12 protein-coding genes are annotated in these 18,926 nt (G+C 63.6%); 1 reads left to right on the forward strand and 11 read right to left on the reverse strand.

What is annotated here, in order from left to right:
• Positions 1 to 71 precede the first annotated feature (71 nt).
• The 3 genes from LCW13_RS08145 to LCW13_RS08155 form a co-directional block, all read right to left on the reverse strand.
• Positions 72 to 1,298 carry a TauD/TfdA family dioxygenase gene (locus tag LCW13_RS08145; protein ID WP_225348016.1) on the reverse strand — a complete coding sequence of 409 codons (1,227 nt, stop codon included), beginning with the start codon at positions 1,296 to 1,298 and terminating at the stop codon, positions 72 to 74.
• A 128-nt stretch (positions 1,299 to 1,426) separates the two neighbouring features.
• Positions 1,427 to 2,416 (reverse strand): GlxA family transcriptional regulator, encoded by a 990-nt coding sequence (locus tag LCW13_RS08150; protein ID WP_225348017.1) that lies wholly within the window; start codon positions 2,414 to 2,416, stop codon positions 1,427 to 1,429.
• Positions 2,417 to 2,714: 298 nt separating this feature from the next.
• A complete protein-coding gene (locus tag LCW13_RS08155; RefSeq protein ID WP_225348018.1) occupies positions 2,715 to 4,106 on the reverse strand; it encodes a bifunctional diguanylate cyclase/phosphodiesterase in 1,392 nt (463 codons plus the stop codon).
• 216 nt (positions 4,107 to 4,322) lie between these two features.
• Here LCW13_RS08155 and LCW13_RS08160 point away from each other — a divergent pair, with 216 nt between their 5' ends.
• A complete protein-coding gene (locus tag LCW13_RS08160; RefSeq protein ID WP_225348019.1) occupies positions 4,323 to 6,770 on the forward strand; it encodes a DNA polymerase II in 2,448 nt (815 codons plus the stop codon).
• Between the two features lie 72 nt (positions 6,771 to 6,842).
• Here the strand turns inward: LCW13_RS08160 and LCW13_RS08165 are convergent, their stop codons facing one another.
• From LCW13_RS08165 to LCW13_RS08200, 8 genes are all read right to left on the reverse strand, one after another.
• Positions 6,843 to 8,009, reverse strand: coding sequence for a DUF1513 domain-containing protein (locus LCW13_RS08165; RefSeq protein ID WP_225348020.1), 1,167 nt, complete (start codon positions 8,007 to 8,009; stop codon positions 6,843 to 6,845).
• A 94-nt stretch (positions 8,010 to 8,103) separates the two neighbouring features.
• A complete protein-coding gene (locus tag LCW13_RS08170; protein WP_225348021.1) occupies positions 8,104 to 9,282 on the reverse strand; it encodes an imelysin family protein in 1,179 nt (392 codons plus the stop codon).
• A gap of 16 nt (positions 9,283 to 9,298) precedes the next feature.
• On the reverse strand, positions 9,299 to 10,771 hold the full coding sequence (locus LCW13_RS08175; protein ID WP_225348022.1) for a di-heme oxidoreductase family protein: 1,473 nt from the start codon (positions 10,769 to 10,771) through the stop codon (positions 9,299 to 9,301).
• A 204-nt stretch (positions 10,772 to 10,975) separates the two neighbouring features.
• Positions 10,976 to 12,286, reverse strand: a complete 1,311-nt coding sequence (locus LCW13_RS08180) for an imelysin family protein (protein WP_225348023.1) — start codon at positions 12,284 to 12,286, stop codon at positions 10,976 to 10,978.
• A 327-nt stretch (positions 12,287 to 12,613) separates the two neighbouring features.
• Positions 12,614 to 14,251, reverse strand: coding sequence for an ABC transporter ATP-binding protein (locus LCW13_RS08185; RefSeq protein WP_225348024.1), 1,638 nt, complete (start codon positions 14,249 to 14,251; stop codon positions 12,614 to 12,616).
• Complete coding sequence (locus tag LCW13_RS08190) at positions 14,248 to 15,306, reverse strand: ABC transporter permease (RefSeq protein WP_225348125.1); 1,059 nt, start codon at positions 15,304 to 15,306, stop codon at positions 14,248 to 14,250. The genes LCW13_RS08185 and LCW13_RS08190 overlap by 4 nt, the downstream gene beginning before the upstream one ends.
• Before the next feature lie 112 nt (positions 15,307 to 15,418).
• On the reverse strand, positions 15,419 to 16,507 hold the full coding sequence (locus tag LCW13_RS08195; protein WP_225348025.1) for a microcin C ABC transporter permease YejB: 1,089 nt from the start codon (positions 16,505 to 16,507) through the stop codon (positions 15,419 to 15,421).
• 211 nt (positions 16,508 to 16,718) lie between these two features.
• On the reverse strand, positions 16,719 to 18,719 hold the full coding sequence (locus LCW13_RS08200; protein ID WP_225348026.1) for an extracellular solute-binding protein: 2,001 nt from the start codon (positions 18,717 to 18,719) through the stop codon (positions 16,719 to 16,721).
• Positions 18,720 to 18,926: the final 207 nt, after the last annotated feature.

Here is an 18,926-nt window from a genome sequence, read left to right on the forward strand (position 1 = left end):
CATTCTCATGCCGGCCATCGGCGTGAGCTGATGTGTGAGCCAATTCGCGAGCAGAGGCATGCCGTGCCGAATCACGCCGTCTGGGTAGCTTCCTCGACCCGCTCGGCGCGTTCGGCACGCTTGAGCATGCGATAGCGAGAGCGCACCTCGTCACGTTCCAGGTAGCAGCCTTGCAACCAGCGGCTGCCGCTGTCGCCCTCGAAGGCATCGCGGGCGTGCAGCAGGCGGCGATTGTCGAAGATGACCATGTCGCCGGGGGCATAGGTGAAGCGCATGGCGAAGCGCGGCTCACGCAACATGCGCTGTAGCGTCATCAGTGCCTCATAGGCGGTCTCGGTCTGCTCGAACGGCGCCATCATCGGCCCGCGCAGGAAGTCGGCGATCCGTACCTCCAGCAGTTCTCCTGCCTGACCCAGCACGATCATCGGCGAGTACCAGACATGATCGGTATTGCGCGAGGTATTGGCGTAGCGCCAGTGCACCGTGGTGAGTGTCTCGTAGGCCTCGGGGTGTTCTTCCTTTAGCGCCGCCGCGATGGCGAAGCCATCCATCATCACCGCCATGCCGCCTTCCACGGTGTTCTCGAGACAATAGAGGCACTGCAGGCCCGGCTGATATTCCCGGGTCGGCAGGTCCACATGCGGCGGCAAGGCGATGGAGGTATAGGCGTTGGAATCCGGGTTCTGGATCGCGCGGACATTGAAGAGGTGGCCGAAGTTGGTGGTGCGGATCGAGCCGATGCGTTCGGCGACCTTTTCGATGGCGCCTTCTTCCGTCGGCAGGTCGCGCAGGCGCACCAGTCCCTTGCCGAGCAGTTCGTGCAGGGTGGGATACAGAATTTCCGCCTCCTGCGCGCTGCCATGATCGGCCTCGGCCAGGCGGGCGGCATCGATGGTCGGCGGCTGATCCAACTGCTCACCGTGCCAGAGCGTCAGCGGTGGCAGTTCCGGCGGCAGCGCGTCCTGGTTGTCATAGTCATTGGCACGCAGGAAGCCCGGGTGGAAGCGCAGGCTGCGGTCTTCGGGCGTGAACAGCACGCTGAGTGCGCCGTCCTCATCGATGCTGGCCTCGGCGATTTCCGGCCAGGCGGGAATCTGGGAGAGGTCCAGAATGCGTTCGCGCGTCGCCGGATTGACGGTGGTATCGTCCGCGGCGTTCTCGCGCAACCAGACACTATGAAAACGGCTGACGCGGCCATCGCTCCAGGTCACGCTCAGATAGCGTGCTTCGTGAATGACCTTCACGAGAGTCTCGTCAATTGGCCAGCTGTCGTAATCGGGTGTGAACGGGAGCGCCATGGAGAGTCCTTCCTTATGTCAGGTGAGCGATTCCCCGACAGAATGGCAGCCCACGGCGCTCGCTACTGTGCCTAATTCGACATCCACTGTGCCCAATTCGACATCGCGTTGCGGGTATCGGGCGTGGATCACCCCAAGGGGCGCGGTGGCTGGCGGCGTGCCTGGGTCGGGGTGATGCCGAAGCGACGGCGAAAGGCGCGGGTGAAACTCGAATGCGAGGTGAAACCACAGGCCAGGGCGATATCGGTCACGCCATGGCGGGTATCGTGAAGCAGGCTGCGTGCGTGCAGCAGGCGACGCTCCCCATGATAGGCGCGAGGCGTGCAGCCGAGCCCTTGCTGAAAGCGGCGCTCCAGCTGGCGCCATGAGAGGCCGAGCTCCTCGGCGAGTGCCTCGATGCTGAGCGGGGCCTCCAGGGTGTTCTCCATGCGAGTGATCGCACGCCTGAGCAGCGGGTCGGCCAGATCGGCCGTCTGCTGGCTGATGCCGCGCTGGCGGCTGGCCGGCAGGCGACCCTGATCGAGAATCAGCTGTTCGCGTACCGCCTGATAGAGCGTCTGGCCATGCTGGCGGCGAATCAGCTCCAGGCTCATGTCCAGCGGGGCGCTGCCGCCGGCGCAGAAGAAGCCATCGTCACTGATTTCATACAGTGACTCCACGGCGTCCACCTCATCGAAGCGCTGGTTGAATTCCGGCAGGCTTTCCCAATGCAGCGTGACCGTCTTGCCGGTGAGCAGGCCGGCGCGCGCCAGCACGAAGCAGCCGGTGTCCACGCCGCCGAGCTGGCAGCCGCTATGGGAGCGCTCCTGCAGCCAGTGCAAGGTGCGGTCTTCCAGATAGGCTTCCGGGGCAAAGCTGGTGCACACCACCAGCTTGTCCACTGCGGCAAGCTCGTCACGTGCGGTATCCACCGGCAGCACCATGCCGTTGGAGGCCTTGACCGACGCGCCATCCTGGCTTGCGAGTGTCCACTGATACAGGCGTGTTCCGCGCAGTCGATTGGCGATGCGCAGCGGCTCGATCATCGAGAACAACGCGACCATCGCGAAGCCCGGCAGCAGGAAGATACCGAGTTGGTGACGGTCAGCGGGGGCAGGCGAGGCAAGGGTGGCGGTCAAGGGCGCAATGCTTGTGGGCTGGTCAGACAGCACGCCGTCTTCCGGGAGGCCGAAGGCATAGGACGCATCGGGCGGCGTAGCGCTGGAATCGTGTGAAGGCATGAGGATAGGCAACGACGACGTCGGGTGGCTCAGCAGTAGGGGATGGGCCTGACCTTAGCGTGTTCGCTACCTGAGTGCGAGAGGGGGGATGACGTGACGCGAGGGCTTCTGTGAGCGGGCTTTGGTGAGAAGGCTCCGTCCTGCTTGTGGCTCCTGACCAGGACAGGCAGGACGGAGCAATTCACGTATCATTGCGTTACAGCATCCTGAGGCAGTTGCGTCCTTCTTCCTTGGCCGCGTACATGGCTTCATCGGCGCGTGCGATCAACTGCTCGCGGGTGGCGCTGTCATCGGGTTCCAGGCAGGTCATCCCGATGCTCAATGACAGGGGCAGACGTTGGCCAGCGTATTCCACGACACTGTCCTTCATGCGTTGTCGCAGCAGGTTGATGCGCGTGGCCGAGTCACTGAGCAGCGAGTCAGGCAGAATCGCCAGGAATTCCTCGCCACCCCATCTGGCGAGGGTGTCGCCGGGCAGCAGAATCTCCTCGGCGAGCACGCTCAAGTGTTGCAAGGCAAGATCACCGGCGTCATGGCCATGATTGTCGTTGATCTTCTTGAAATGGTCGAAATCCAGCAGTGCCACGCACAGGGGGTGGTCAACCTCGGCGGTGGCCAGTGCCGCGATGCTGTCATCCAGTACCTGCTGGGCATGACGGCGATTGTAGAGGCCGGTCAGCGGGTCGGTGATCGCGATCTTCTCGAGCGCCTGATGCGCTTCCTTCAGGGCATTGATGTCATTGGCACGCGCGACTTCGTGGCCGGCCCACAAGGCGATGAGACGTACCAGCTCGATGTCCTGAGCGGTGAAGGGCGGCACCGGGTCAGGGCTTGAGAAGTTGAAGGTGCCGTAGCGCTCACCATCCACGATCACCGGTGCCCCGATGTAGGCTTCCAGATTGAAGTTGGCATAGCAGGGATGGTTGCGGATCTCACTGCTGGCCACATGATGGAAGGCCTGGACGCAGTCGGCCTTGTAGACGTGATCGCAATAGGTATCGCTGAGCGAGAAGCTCAGTCCCGGTTCCAGCAGGTCTTCCGGGTGACAGGCGCGCTGGACGACGTATTCGCCGCCCTGGATGCGGCTGAAGATACCGATCGGCAGGCCGAAATGGGCGCAGCCCAGTTTCAGCAGCTCATCGATGCGCTCATTGAAGTTGAGTTCACGTGATGAGGTGATGGCATGCAGGCTGTGGAGAGTATGTTCTGCCGTCACACGGCGTGAGACATCGCGGATCAGCCCGAACATGAAGATGTTGTCGCTGGTGGGGTCCTTGATGGGGCCGCCGAGCGTCTCACCATAGAAGTAGGTGCCATCCTGGCGACGGTAGCGGATGACCCGGCCTTCCTTGGCGGGCTGGGCATCGACACGAAAGCGCCTCTGCCCCTGGCGCTCGAACTCATCGCTGGAGGCATACAGCATACGTGTCTGCTTGCCGATCAACGCTTCACGCGGGTAGCCGAATGCCTTCACCGCGCTGTCATTCAGGTAGGTGATATGGCGCTGATCATCTGCAAGCAGGATGATGTCGTCGATCTGGCCCAGCATCTGGCCCAGCAGGGTTTGAATCATCTCAAAGCGTTGCATGATGCAGGCTCCTTGTGGGGTGCCGCTATCTCGGGAGAGGCATTCCTTGCCGCAGACATCCATCCTGTCGCCGGGAAGGCACGGTATTTCCGTCGTCAAGCTCAGGCTTCACGCCGGATGTTGTACGATACAGAATTCATATTATCGTATGAGGATGCAGACGCGTCTTGCTCTCATCCTGCCCGGCATTCGTATATTCAACGTAAAGGTAATGCAGTGCCAGAGGCCGTATCCGAAGATTCCCGCCACGCTCCTGTTGAACTTCATGGCTTCGTGCTGACACGTCATTGGCAGGACACGCCCGAGGGGGTGGTGATCAGCTTCTGGATTCGCACCGACGAAGGCGCCGTACGTGTCGAATGTGCGCCCCAGGAAGTCGTCGCTTTCCTGCCCGCCGAACAGCAGGTGCTGGCTCAGACACTGGTGAGCTTTGAGGCCGGCGCCGAGCTGCGTCCGCTGGCATTGGAAGACTTCCACCATCGCCCGGTGGTGGGGCTCTACTGTCGTGAATATCGCACCCTGGGCCAGCTGACGCGCCGTTTGAAGGCGATTGGCGTCGATGTCTATGAAGCGGATGTTCGTCCGACGGACCGCTACCTGATGGAGCGTTTCATCACGGCAGGCGTCACGGCGCGCGGCGAGCGCCAGCCTGATGGCAGCGTGAAGAATGCGCGCCTGACACCGCTTGAGGGCTATCGGCCACCGCTGCGCTGGGCATCGCTGGATATCGAGACCGATGCGCGGGGCAATCTGTATTCCATCGCGCTCGAGGGCTGCGGACAGCGTCAGGTCTACATGCTGGGGCCCCCCAATGGCGAGGAGAACGCCAGCCGCGACTTCTCGCTGGAGTACCGCGATAGCCGACGTGAGCTGCTGCAATGCCTGCTGGACTGGGTCGCAAGGCATGATCCTGATGTCATCATCGGCTGGAACGTCATCCAGTTCGATCTGCGCATGCTGGTGCGGCTGTCAGAGGCCGAAGGCCTGCCACTGCGACTGGGACGTGACGCCAGCGTGATGCAGTGGCGCTCTCATTCTCGCCAGGCCGAGCACTTCTTTGCCGAGATCGCCGGGCGCTGGGTGGTGGATGGCATCGAGGCGCTCAAGTCGGCCTTCTGGCATTTCGAGTCGTTCAGTCTCGAGAATGTCTCGCGTGAGCTGTTGCAGGAAGGCAAGGCCATCGATGATCCCTACGGCCGGCTGGACGAGATTCTGCGCATGTTCGCCGAGGACAAGCCTTCCCTGGCGCGCTACAACCTCAAGGATTGCGAGCTGGTCACGCGCATCTTCGCGAAGACGCGACTGATGGAGTTTCTGCTCGCGCGGGCCGCTGCCACGGGACTCGAGGCGGATCGCAGCGGTGGTTCGGTGGCGGCCTTCACGCATCTGTATCTGCCGAGATTGCACCGGCTGGGCAAGGTCGCGCCCAATCTGGGAGACGTGGTGGGAGAGGACAGCCCCGGCGGCTTCGTGATGGATTCCCAGCCCGGCCTTTACGACTCGGTGCTGGTGCTGGATTTCAAGAGTCTGTATCCCTCCATCATCCGCACTTTCCTGATCGACCCGCTGGGCCTGATCGAAGGGCTCCGTTGGTCGGAGAACCGCTCGGCTGATGCCCCTGAGGCCGGTGTGCCCGGCTTTCTCGGCGCGCGGTTCTCGCGTGATCGACACTGCCTGCCGGGCATCGTCGCCGAGATCTGGCAAGCACGTGACGCCGCCCGCGCGGCGGGTGACGCCCCGCTGACCCAGGCGCTCAAGATCATCATGAATGCCTTCTACGGCGTGTTGGGGTCACGCGGCTGTCGTTTCTTCGATCCACGGCTGGCGTCCTCGATCACGCGGCGTGGTCATCAGATCATCCAGCAGACGGTGGAATTGATCGAGGCTCAGGGCTATCGCGTCATCTATGGCGATACCGACTCCACCTTCGTGTGGCTGGGCGCTGCGCATGACGAAGCCGAGGCGAGCCGGATCGGCCGTGAGCTGGCGGCCCATGTCACCGACTGGTGGCGACGGCATCTCAAGGACAGTCTCGATCTCGACAGCGCGTTGGAGCTGCAGTTCGAGACCCACTATCAGCGCTTCGTGATGCCGACCATTCGCGGGGCCGAAGAGGGTAGCAAGAAACGCTACGCCGGACTGCAACAGACAGGCTGCAGCGGCCAGACCGAACTGGTGTTCAAGGGACTGGAGTCGGTGCGCTCCGACTGGACGCCGCTGGCCAAGACCTTCCAGCAGGGACTCTATCGCCGTATCTTCGAAGGCAGCCCCTATCAGGAGTACCTGAAAGGCTACGTGCAGGATTACCTGCAACGCCATGCCCATGGCGCGGCGGACACCACGGATGTCGAGGCCTTGATCTACCGCAAGCGACTGCGGCGCAAGCTCGACGACTATCAGCGCAACGTGCCACCCCATGTCCGTGCGGCGCGTCTGGCGGATGACGAGAACCGCCGGCGGGGCCTGCCGTTACGCTATCAGCGCGGCGGCTGGATTCGCTATGTGATGACCACCTCCGGCCCGGAACCTGTCGAATATCTGCGCTCGCCCATTGATGTCGAGCACTACCTGAGTCGTCAGCTCAAGCCCGTCGCCGATGGCATCCTGCCGTTCGTCGACGATGATTTCGATCGCCTGCTGGATCGTCAGATGACGCTGTGGTGATTCGGCCGCGCTGCGTCTCAGCTCCCGTCACCACAGCGCCTGCACCCGGTTATCAAAGCGCCAGAGGCCTGGCTACATCAGCGCCAGGTGATTGTCCCAGTGGGTATTCGCCAGCCGCACCGGGCCAAGCGCCGGCAGCCCCTCCTCATCGATCAGCAGCCACTCGCCACGACCATTGCTGACCACGAAGCCTGCCGGCGTCTGCTGCGTGGCCGGCACGGCCAGCACACCAGCGCAGTCGGCGAAGTCCAGAGTCGTGTCCAGCTCTCCCGCCGCGAGATTCCAGAGCGTGATCAGATTGCCGCGCGGGGCGGTCGCCACGGCCTGTCGCCCATCGGGGGAGACGGCTACGCTGGCGATGTACTGCTTGAACTGTGGGACGTATTCCCGCGGTAACGGCAATTCCTGCAAGCGGTCACTGCCGGGAAGCTTCATCACCACCAGCGGGCGGTGGTCCGCCGCGGGGCCCTGGTACTGATAGCCCGCGACGATGACGCCCGCGCGGCTGACGTCCAGGTGGCGCAATGACAGCTGGTGATGGGAGGGCTCGCCTTGCCAGCGAATCTCGCCCGAGACACGGTCGAGCAAGGTCAGATTCGACTGCATGCTGTCCAGATTGAGCTTGACCCGACCGGTTTCAGGCCGCGTCAGAATCCCGCCATTGGCGATGATCAGCTGCTGACCATCCGGATGCAGGCGAATTTCATGCGGGCCGATCCCGCCACTGGCGAACTCGCCGATCCGCGCGAAGTCGCGATTCACGTCGTAGATGCCGATGCGGCCTTCTCCGGGCACGATGGCATTCTCGGTGGTGTAGAGCAGACCGCCATCCGGGCTGAACACGCCATGCCCATAGAAGTGGCGGTCCGGTGCGGCTTCGATGCGTGCGATCCGCTCGCCACTGTCGAGGTCGAAGACATTGATTTCCGTCCCGGGACGCCGTGAGAAGATCAGCGCCCACGGCTTGTGAGGGTGCCGAGTGGCACCGTGGGCGCGTTGGCGTATCGGCTGGCGCCAGCGCTCCACTCCCTGATAACTGGTGCAGCTGGCAAAGTGCTGCCCCGTGTCATCATCACATGCCGAGATGGCCACCCCGAGTGGTTCGCGCCCCTGGGCGCTGGCGGCGTTGTTGCCGCCTGCCACGGCCATGCCGCCGGGCAGCCCCATCAGGGGCGTGCAGGCCAACGCCTTGAGCAGCCGACGTCGCTGGCGGGCGTCGGCTGCGTGTGTGTCTGTCATGCCGTGAGGCATCTCGCCTGGCCCCTTGTCAGTTGTCATTCGCCGCTCTCAATTCCTCAGTCGCCATTCGCCACTCACAATTCCCCCGTCCTTGTCAGTCGCCATCGGTGCTGTTGAAGCCCAGTGACAGGCCCAGCGCCGGGTTGAGCGTGTCGGAAAAACCGGCTTGCAGGGTCTCGACATGGATCATGGCCTGCTGTAGCTCACCATTGCGCGGGTCATCGCGCAGTATGCCGGCGAGGTCATCCGGCAGGGCGGCGAAGGCCTGGCGCGCATCGACGAAATCGCTTGTGGTGGAGGCCACCATGCGCGGGTCGACCTGGCCATTCAGATAGCCTTGAATGCCTGCGACATCGTCATTGCCGAGCCAGAGGCGTTCCATCATCGCCAGGGTCGCCGCGATGTTGGCAAGCCCCATGCCGCCGCGCCAGGACTCAGCCGCATAGGGGTTGGCTGTGCCGCCGTTGTCGAGGCCGATCGGCCGGCGCAGTTTGCGGTCCTTGATGGCTTCCAGCTGCACGGTCAGCGCGCGAACCAGAGACAGCACGGCGTCACGTGAATCGCTGAAGGCGCCAGTACCTTCGGCCAGTTGCGGCGCGAACTGCTGCCACTCATCACGCAGCGTCTTGCCGGTATTGGCGGCGTAGGCGGTGTTGGCCGTCATCAACTCGCAGCGACGTGAGTCGGCCGTCAGGGGCGAGTCGGCATAGCGGGCATCGAACAGCTGATACTCCACGCTGCCCAGGCCCTGCATGACGATGGATTGCTCCGCCAGACTCTCGACCGTGATCGGGGCATCACCGGCGAGCAGGGCGCGGGTCTTGCGCGCGACCAGATCCTTCTTGTCCGGCCAGAAATACAGCTGCCACTGACGCGAGTTCTGCAGGATCGGGCCCATTTCCACCCAGTTGACCTGATTCAGCCCCAGCATGGCGCTGCGCCAGTCCTGCTTGAGGGTGTCGAGGGTGACGTCACCCTCGGCGGAGCAGTACGCCTGAGTATGCTGCGCGAGCTGTTGCAGGCGGCTGGCAAGTTGCTGGTGCCCCTCGCTCAGCGTGTCAGCGGCAAACTGGCTGACGGACTTTGCGCTGTTGGTGTCAGTGGTGGCGGCGTCTGTGTTGGCCGCAGAAGAGTCCGTCGCCGCCAGTGCGCTTGTCGAGAACAGGGTGACGCCCAGCAGTGTCATGCCACAGGCCATCAGGGCCAGGGGCGAGGTCTTGCGCTGTGCAGGTTTCATCGGGGTTGCAGTTGGGGTGAAGGTGTCGCGGGGCATGAACGGGTATTCCTTGTCAGAGAGTCTCGAGGAAGCGCAACAGGGCTTCACGCTGGTCAGTCGGCAGGGCCACGACGGCATCGCGGCTGGGCTGGGCTTCGCCGCCATGCCAGAGCACGGCCTCGAGCAGGGTGCGTGCACGGCCATCATGCAAGAAGCCCGTGGCAGGGTTGACCGTCTGGGCCAGGCCGATGCCCCACAGGGGCGGCGTGCGCCATTCCTGGCCGCTGGCCTCGAATTCGCGGCGATCATCTGCCAGTCCTTCGCCCATGTCATGCAGCAGCATGTCGCTGTAGGGCCAGATCGTCTGCTCGGCCAGTTGTTCCGCCACGCCGCCGGACTGGGTGGTCAGGCGTGGGCGGTGACAGCTGGCGCATTCAAGCTCGCGGAACAGGTGCTCGCCTTGGCGCACCGTCGGGTCATCGATATCACGCCGGGTGGGCACGGCCAGATTGCGCGAGTAGAAGGCCACGTTGTCCATCACGTTGTCGTCGACCTCGATCTCCCCCCCATCGGGCAATAACTCGCACTTCTGGAGCGGGGTGCAGTCGGTGGAGCTGACCAGATTGGAAGTCAGGCCCATGTCGCCGGCGAAGGCCTTGGCGCTCTGCTGTCGCACATCGGGCTGGCCGGCCTTCCAGCCGAAACGCCCCATGACCTCGCGTTGCTCGGCGAGTGACCAGACAGTATTGGCGCGCCCGCTGATGCCGTCGCCATCCGCATCTTGCGGGTCGGCCCACTCGAGCAAGGTCTCGTCGCTGACCGCCTCGAGCAGCCCCAGCCCCACCATGCCGGGGGCGAGACGTGGGGAGAGCGCGATGGCGCCCGGGTCCCCGAAGCCGGGTTCGACGATGGAATAGCGCGGCTTGCGCAACGCGATCACTTCCCCGTCCGCCAGGGTCACCGTCACGTCCTTGTAATCCACCTGCATGCGGCCTTCGCGCTCGATGCCGGGCACGGCGGCATTCTGCAGCTGGGTGCCATAGACAGGATGTGGCATCACCCCGGCGATACGCCGGAATTCACGCTCCTCATCGCTCCAGCTGTCCTCGTGACTGTCCGGCAGGCCCAGGCGCAGGAAAAGGCCCACCGAGGGGTCGCCCTCGACCGGCAGGCTGCCGCGACCATCCTTGACGTGGCAGTTCTGGCAGGCGTTGGTGTTGAACAGCGGACCGAGGCCATCGCGCGCGGTGGTGCTGGCGGGCGCGATCACCCAGGGGCTCTTGAAGAAGCTGTTGCCGACACTGAAGGACAGGCGCTGATCGAAGCTCAGGTTCTTGGCCGGCAGCGAATAGGCATTGGTATCGTGCTTGGGCACGCTGCCGTCGCCACCGCTTCTGTCGGTGTCCTGCAATGGCAGTTCGGCCAGATACGCGCTCACGGTCAGCGCTGGCTGGGCGGCCTGTGCTACGCCCAGCGGCAGGGCGGCAAGCGTGATGGCGAGAGACAACGCGTGGAGTGTGGGGTGTTTCGGGACGACGTGTGGCATCAATGTAGGTCCTGGCTTGCGCGGTCAGGCTGCAGGTTCTTCCGGTGCTGCGCAGCAGCCTGAAAGAATCAGCAGACGCGCATCAAATGCTGGCGCGAAAAGCATCAACGCCCGAACCTGTGCGTAGACGGGTTCGGGCGTGGGGCTGCGCTGCATGGGGAGGATCAATCGTCACCCCATGGACTGGCAATCTCGAGCGTGTGCTTAGAACTCATGGTCCGCGGTATCGGCCTTCATGCCGCTGATGCCGACATCGTCGGCGATCTCTTCGATCAGGCGGGTCTGGGCGACCAGATCCTGAATGCTGGCATTGATGATCTCGGCGCCTTCGGCATTGCCCGGGGCGATCATCTGGTCAAACTTCATGCCGCCGTCGGCTTCTGCCGTGTCGACCATCACCTGCAGCTGGCCCATGGTGGTGTCCAGTGCCTCGTGCATCTTCTCGGCCAGTTCCGGGTCATTCTGGGCGACGAGTGCATGCAGTGACGGGCCTTCGAAGGTGCGGCCGTCCAGGGTCACGTACTTGCCTTCGTAGACGTTCTGGATGCCCTTGGCATTGTAGAAGTGCGAGTAGTGGGTGTTGTCGGAGAAGCAGTCATGCTCGTCTTCATAGGAGTTGGCTTCCAGCGCGACCTTCATGCGTTCACCGGCCAGCTCACCCAGTGACAGGGAGCCCATGCCGAACAGCATCTTCTCGAGGCCTTCACCGGCCGGCAGTGAGGTCAGTTCCGCACGGTAGTTGTCCTTCTCGCCCTGTGCCCACTGGCCGACCATGTATTCCAGGTCGCTGATCAGCAGGTCGTTGGCGGCCAGCAGGTAGGCGCCACGACGGTCACAGTTGTCGGCGGTACAGGCATCGCCCTTGGCGAAGTCGGTCGCCGGGCGCTCGCCGGCACCGGCCTCAAAGCCGTGCATGTCCTGACCCCAGAGCAGGAATTCGATGGCATGGTAGCCGCTGGCCACGTTGGCCTCGAAACCGCCTAGCTCGTTGAGGGACGCCAGTAGCTCCGGGGTGATCTCGGTGGTGTCGATCTTGTCGGCACCGATCTGCACGCTGTCGCTGGCGATGATGTTGGCGCTGGCGCCCGGGTTGCCCAGCTCTGCCTGATAGCCGTCGCCTTCGACGTAATCGATCAGCCCTTCATCCAGCGGCCAGGCGTTGAGCTGACCTTCCCAGTCATCGACGATGGCATTGCCGAAGCGGAACACTTCACTCTGCTGATACGCCACGCGCGCCTGCTTCCAGGCGGCACGTGCCGCGGCCAGCGTTTCTTCGGACGGAGATTCGATCAGCGCGGCATTGGCGGCGCGCAGGGCATTGGCACTGGCCAGGGCATCGCTGTAGGTGGCATGCGCGACGTTGGCGTACTGGGCGACGACAGCGTCGGCCGTCAGCGCCTTGTCATGCGCGTCGCCATGATGCTCTGCCAGAGCGGCACCGGTGAACATGGAGGCTGACAATGCGATGGCAGCTGCCAGCGGCTTGCGTGAGGCAAAACGGAAAGAGGCAGTCATGTGAATCCCTTGATCGGTCTGTTGTTATGCAGTGCGCGCAGAACGGCAGTGCGTGGGGCCGCTCGAGAGGGGGCGGGAAGTCATTACACGATCTCTCGATGGTCGGCCCGCATCTCACTGGATCATATTGAGAACCTTTATTATTTGCAATCGACAAAACGTGCGTCTTGCAACGCAGGGGTGCATTGACTGCAATGCGCCAACGCCCTGCTCATCATCTGTGGCTGCCCGAGCAGGGCGATCGGCATGCTTTGGCAGAGCAGAGCAGAGCAGAGCAGAGCAGGTCAGCCAGGCCAATCGGCTCTGGTCAGGCCATGCCAGAGCGTGTCAGGCCAGCCCCGCGGCCTGTATCAGGGCGCGCGTATAGTCCTCGCGGGGATTGCCGAGCACTTCTGCCGTCGTGCCCGTCTCCACCAGGCGTCCTTCACGTAACACCATCACCCGATGGGACAGCGCGCGAACCACTGCCAGGTCATGACTGATGAACAGATAGCTCAGGCCTCGGCGTGTCTGGAGTTCACGCAGCAGGGCAATCAGCTGTTTCTGTACGCTGCGGTCCAGTGCCGAGGTGGGTTCATCGAGCACCAGCAGTCTGGGCTCGAGGATCAGGGCGCGCGCCAGGGCAATCCGCTGACGTTGGCCGCCGGAGAACTCGTGGGGATAGCGATCGGCACACGCCGAGGGCAGTTCGACTTCCTCCAGCACCTGCGCCACACGCTGGCGAACCTCGTCTTCGCTGAGCGTTGGATGATGAAAGCGCAGCCCTTCACTGATGATGTCTGCCACCGGCATGCGCGGCGACAGCGAGCCGTATGGATCCTGGAAGACGATCTGCATCTGGCGGCGACGCAGGCGCAGCGTATTGCGATCCAGCGTATCGATGCGTTCGTTCTCGAGGTGGATCTCGCCCTTGGCGCTTTGCAGCTTCAAGAGCGCCAGGGCGAGTGTCGTCTTGCCGGACCCCGATTCCCCAACCACGCCGAGCGTCTCGCCGCGGGCCAGCGTCAGATCCAGCGGATGAACGGCGACGAAGTCCGCGGGGCGCTTCTGGAACAGCTTCTTGCTGCGCGCGAAGCGCACCTCCAGCTTGCGCGAGGCGAGAACCGGTGTCGCGGCGTCCTCGGCACTCAAGTCGCTGGCGAGGCCTTCGGGTTCGGCGGCCAGTAGCTCGCGGGTGTAATCGGCCTGCGGCGCATCGAATACCTCGTCGACGCGCCCTTGCTCGATGCATTCCCCGTCGCGCATCACGATCACGCGGTCTGCATGACGGCGCACCAGATTGAGGTCATGGCTGATCAGAACCATCGCCATGCCCTGGTCGCGACGCAGGCGATCCAGCAGCTGGAGTATCTCCTGCTGCACGGTGACATCCAGCGCCGTGGTCGGCTCATCGGCGATCAACAGCGGTGGCTGATTGGCCATCGCCATGGCGATCATCACGCGCTGGCGTTGGCCGCCGGAGAGCTGGTGCGGCCAGGCGTCGATCAATTCCTCGGGACGTGGCAGCTGCACCTGGCAGAGCAGTTCCAGCACGCGCTGGCGGGCGGCATTGCCGCGCAGCCCCTGCTGAAGGCGCAGGCTTTCACTGATCTGCTCGCCGACACGTGTCAGTGGGTTGAGCGAGGTCATCGGCTCCTGGAACACGAAGCCGATCTGGCCGCCGCGCACCCGCTGCCACTGGCGTGGCGTCAGGGCAGCGAGATTCAGCGTCTTGCCGTCAGGCCGCGTGAATTCGCGCTGCCCGCTGACATGGGCATGCCCCGGCAGCAGGCCGAGACTCGCCAATAGGCTGACGGACTTGCCCGACCCGGACTCGCCGACGATGGCCAGGCATTCCCCCCGTCGGACCTCAAGGGAGAGATGCCTGACGACGGGTGTCTGACCGAAGCGGATGCAGAGGTCGTCGAGTCTCAGCACGCTGGCAGCGGCGTCGGTGTTGTCCGCAGGTGAAGAGGAATGACTCATGCGTTCTGCTCCCGGGCACTGATATGACGTGGGTCGAAGGCATCGCGCAGCCCTTCGCCGATGAAGACCAACAGCGTCAGCATGATGCCGAGGCTCAGGAAGGCGGTCATGCCCAGCCACGGTGCCTGCAGGTTGTTCTTGCCCTGGGCGACCAGCTCGCCCAGCGAGGGGGAGCCGGCCGGCAGGCCGAAGCCGAGGAAATCCAGCGCGGTCAGGGTGGTGATGGCGCCGGTGAACAGGAAGGGGATGAAGGTCAGGGTGGCGACCATCGCGTTGGGCAGCACATGACGCCACATGATCAGGCGCGAGGGCAGGCCCATGGCCCGGGCGGCACGCACGTATTCCAGATTGCGTGCGCGCAGGAACTCGGCGCGCACGATATCGACGATGCCCAGCCACGAGAACAGCAACATGATGCCGGTCAGCCACCACAGGTTCGGCTCGACGATGCTGGCGAGAATGATCAGCAGGAACAGCACCGGCAGGCCGGACCATACCTCGATCAGACGCTGGCCGATCAGGTCGACCTTGCCGCCGAAGTAGCCCTGCACGCCACCGATCACCACCCCCAGCACCAGCGAGCCCGCCGTCAGTACCAGCGCGAAGATCACCGACAGCCGGAAGCCATAGATGACGCGCGCCAGCACGTCACGGCCCTGATCATCGGTGCCCAGCCAATGCCGGCCATTGGGGGCCGACGGCGCCGGCGAGCCCAGATTCAGATCCAGGGTGTCGTAGGAGTAGGGAATCAAGGTGTTGAGCATGAAGCCCTGCGCCTCGATGGCCTCGATCACATAGGGGTCGCGATAGTCGGTGGCGGTGGGCAGGAAGCCGCCGAAGGTAGTCTCCGGATACTCGTGCAGCATCGGCAGGTAGGTCTCGCCCTGATACTCGACCAGTAGCGGGCGGTCATTGGCGATCAGCTCGGCCCCCAGCGAGAGCACGAATAGCACGCCGAAGATCAGCAGCGACCACCAGGCGCGACGGTTGTCACGAAAGGCCGCCATGCGCCGTCGGGTGATGGGCGACAGGCGTGAGGCGCGCGGGTGTTGCAGCGTCTGCTGGCTTTCGTCGCTTACGTCGTGAGCGGGTGTTTCGTGACGCTTTGTTTCATGAACCGACGTTTCATGAACCGACGCTTCGTGAAGCGTTGTCTCGTGACGCATATCAGGCCTCCCGTGTCGCGAAGTCGATGCGCGGGTCGATCCACACATACATCAGATCAGAGACCAGCTTCAGGATCAGACCGATCAGGGTATAGAGATACAGGGTGCCGAAGATCAGCGGGTAATCGCGCTGCAGGACAGCCTCGAAGCCGAGCAGTCCCAGCCCGTCGAGGGAGAAGATCACCTCGATCAGCAGCGAGCCGGTGAAGAAGATCCCGACCAGCGCCGCGGGCAGTCCGGCGATGATGATCAGCATGGCGTTGCGGAAGACATGCCCGTAGAGGATACGGTTCTCGCTGGCCCCCTTGGCGCGTGCCGTCAGGACGTACTGCTTGTGGACCTCGTCCAGGAAACTGTTCTTGGTCAGCATCGTCAGGGTCGCGAAGCTGCCGATGGCGGAGGCCAGCACGGGCAGGGCGATGTGATGGAAGTAGTCCAGAATCTTGCCGGCGGTGGACAGCTGCTCGAAGTCCGGCGAGGTCAGCCCCCTGAGCGGGAACCAGTCCAGATAGCTGCCGCCAGCGAACACCACGATCAACAGGATCGCGAACAGAAAGCCCGGAATGGCGTAGCCGACGATGACGACGCCGGAGGTCCAGATATCGAAGCGCGAGCCATGCACCAGTGCCTTGCGGATACCCAGCGGGATCGAGACCAGATAGACCAGCAGCGTGGTCCATAGCCCCAGCGAGATGGAGACCGGCAGGCGCTCCAGCATCAGGTCGATCACCGGGCGATCACGGAAGAAGCTGTCGCCGAAATCGAACTGCGTGTAGTCGACGACCATGTCGGTGAAGCGCTCCCAGACCGGCTTGTCGAAGCCGAACTGCTGCTCCAGCTCCTCGATCAAGGCCGGGTCGACCCCTGAGGCGCCGCGATAGGTCGAGGAGCCCCCGCCACCGCTGGTGACACCGTCACCGCCGCCACTGTTGAGACGGGTGCTGGCACCGGCACTCATGCCGTCCAGACGTGACATCAGTTGTTCGATCGGGCCACCGGGGGCGGCCTGAACGATCAGAAAATTCAGCAACAGGATTCCGAGCAGCGTCGGAATCATCAACAGAATCCGGCGCAGAATATAGGCACCCAATGGCAATCTCCCTGCGTGCCCCTCATCGCCGGCATCTGATGTGCGGTGCAAGGGGCATCGGTTATTGGTGTCGTGAACGCATCAGCAAGGCGTCAGTCCCGCCAGGCGTCTATGCCTGGCATATGCGCCGAGCGTGTTCTTCAGGCTTGTTCACCAGACTTGCTGAGCAGGCATGTTCACCCGGCTTGTTCACCTGGCTCATTCACCCGGCTTATTCACCTGGCTCCAGCGAGGCATCCTTGTCGGGCTCGATCCACCAGCTGTCCAGGCTCAGCTGGTATTCCGGGAAGGGCTGCGGATAGCCGAACTTGTTCCAGAGCGCGATGCGCGTCGCCGCCAGGTGCCACTGGGGCACGACATGGAAGCCCCAACGCAGTACGCGGTCGAGTGCCCGTGTCGCGCTGAGCAGGTCTTCGCGGGTCTGCGCCTGAATCAGGGCATCGGTGAGCGCGTCCACCACCGGGCTTTTCAGCCCGATCAGATTGCGTGAGCCGGCCACGTCGGCATAGTCGCTGGTCCAGTATTCACGCTGCTCGCTGCCGGGGCTGTTGGACTGCGGATAACTGCCGACCACCACGTCGAAGTCGAAGCTGCGACGGCGGTTGATGTACTGATTGACGTCGACGGTGCGAATCCGTGCCTTGATGCCGATGCGCGCCAGATTGCGAATCCACGGCTGGATGATGCGCTCGAACTGGGTGTCGTAGTTGAGCACCTCAAGCGTCAGCGGCTTGCCGCTGTTGCGGCTGACCAGCAGGCCCTTGACCACTTCATAGCCCGCTTCGCGCAGCAGCCCCAACGCCTTGCGCAGGCGAGGGCGCAATTCCTGTGGCTCATCGATCGGCAGGGGCTTGTCGAAGACCGCGCTGGGCAGCTCATCCTTGAAGGGCTCAAGCAGCGCGAGTTCCTTGCCGGTGGGCATGCCATCCGCGGCCATGTCCGAATTCTCGAAATAGCTGTGGGTCTGCTGGTAGGCGCCATAGAAGAGGTTGCGGTTGATCCAGTCGAAGTCGAAGACCAGCGCCAGTGCCTCACGGACTCTGGGGTCCTGGAAGCGCTCGCGGCGCTCGTTGAGCACGAAGCCCTGCATGCCCGCTGGGTTGCTGTCCGGGACTTCCAGCTTCTTCAGTCGCCCCTCGTGCAGCGCGGGGGTGTCGTAGGCGGTCGCCCAGTTCTTGGCGCTGCTTTCGACGTGCAGATCGATGCTGCCGGCCTTGAAGGCTTCCAGCGACACGGTCTGGTCCCGGTAGTAGTCGTAGACCAGCGTCTGGATGTTGTGGCGGCCCTTGTTGACCGGCAGGTCCTTGCCCCAGTAATCGTCGACTCGCTCATAGCGAACCTGGCGGCCGGCATCCAGAGACGCCATGCGATAGGGGCCGGAACCCAGCGGGAGTTCCAGGGTGGCGCGCGTGAAGTCGCGGCTCTTCCAGTAGTGCTCCGGCAACACCGGCAACTGGCCGATGATCAGCGGCAGTTCGCGCGCCGCGCCTGGCGCCATCTCGAAGCGCACGGTATCGGCATCGATCACGCTGACCCCGGTGACATCGTGGTAGTAGCTCTTGAAGAACGGCAGGCCTTCATCCTTGAGCAGGCGATAAGTGAAGACGACATCTTCGGCAGTCACCGCCACGCCATCGTGAAAGCGCGCCCGAGGGTCGATATCGAATTCGATGGCGCTGCGGTCCTCGGCCAGGCGGACGCCGCTGGCCAGCAATCCGTATTCGGTGAAGGGCTCATCGGCGGAGGGGATCATCAGGGTGTCGTAGATCAGTCCCCCGAAGTAGTTGAGTCCCGCCACCGAATTGCCCTTGAGGATGAAGGGATTGGTGGAGTCGAAGCTACCGATGGCGGCGCGCGTCATGCGACCGCCGACCGGCGCCTCTGGATTGACGTAAGGAAAGTGCGTGAAGCCGGGCTTGTGGGCGGGCTCGCCGTAGATGGCCAGGCCATGCACGGTCGGGACGTCCAGCGGTGTCTGCACGTTCGAGGTGGGGATACTGGTTGCCTGCGCGCTGGTTGCCTGCGTGCCTGACGCCGTCTCGGCGCTGGGGCGTGAATCGGCAGATTGCTCGCTATTCGCATTGGGCCCGGCTGCATTGGGCTCAGCCGCGTTGGCCGTGGCAGTGAACGAGCCGCTCACCATCAGCGCCCCCAGGCATAGCGCACGTAGCGCAGCCCAGCGGCGATGGGTGAGTGAAGAAACACGCTGCATCGAAGACTTCCTTGACTGAATGACCCGGGCCTCGCGGCCGTGATGAAATGACCGGCATCTGGGCAGCGGCTGGTTTGTGCCTGACTCGCCATCAACTCCGCTGGTTTGGGCCGCCTCAGCGGCTGTCCATACAGCTGTCGACGCACTACCGTGAGCTGCCTAAAGTTGCAGGAGAACTGCAGGCAGGCTGCAAAAGCGGTGCAGCAG

Origin of the sequence: Cobetia amphilecti (assembly GCF_020217465.1) — a bacterium.
Lineage (GTDB): Bacteria > Pseudomonadota > Gammaproteobacteria > Pseudomonadales > Halomonadaceae > Cobetia > Cobetia amphilecti.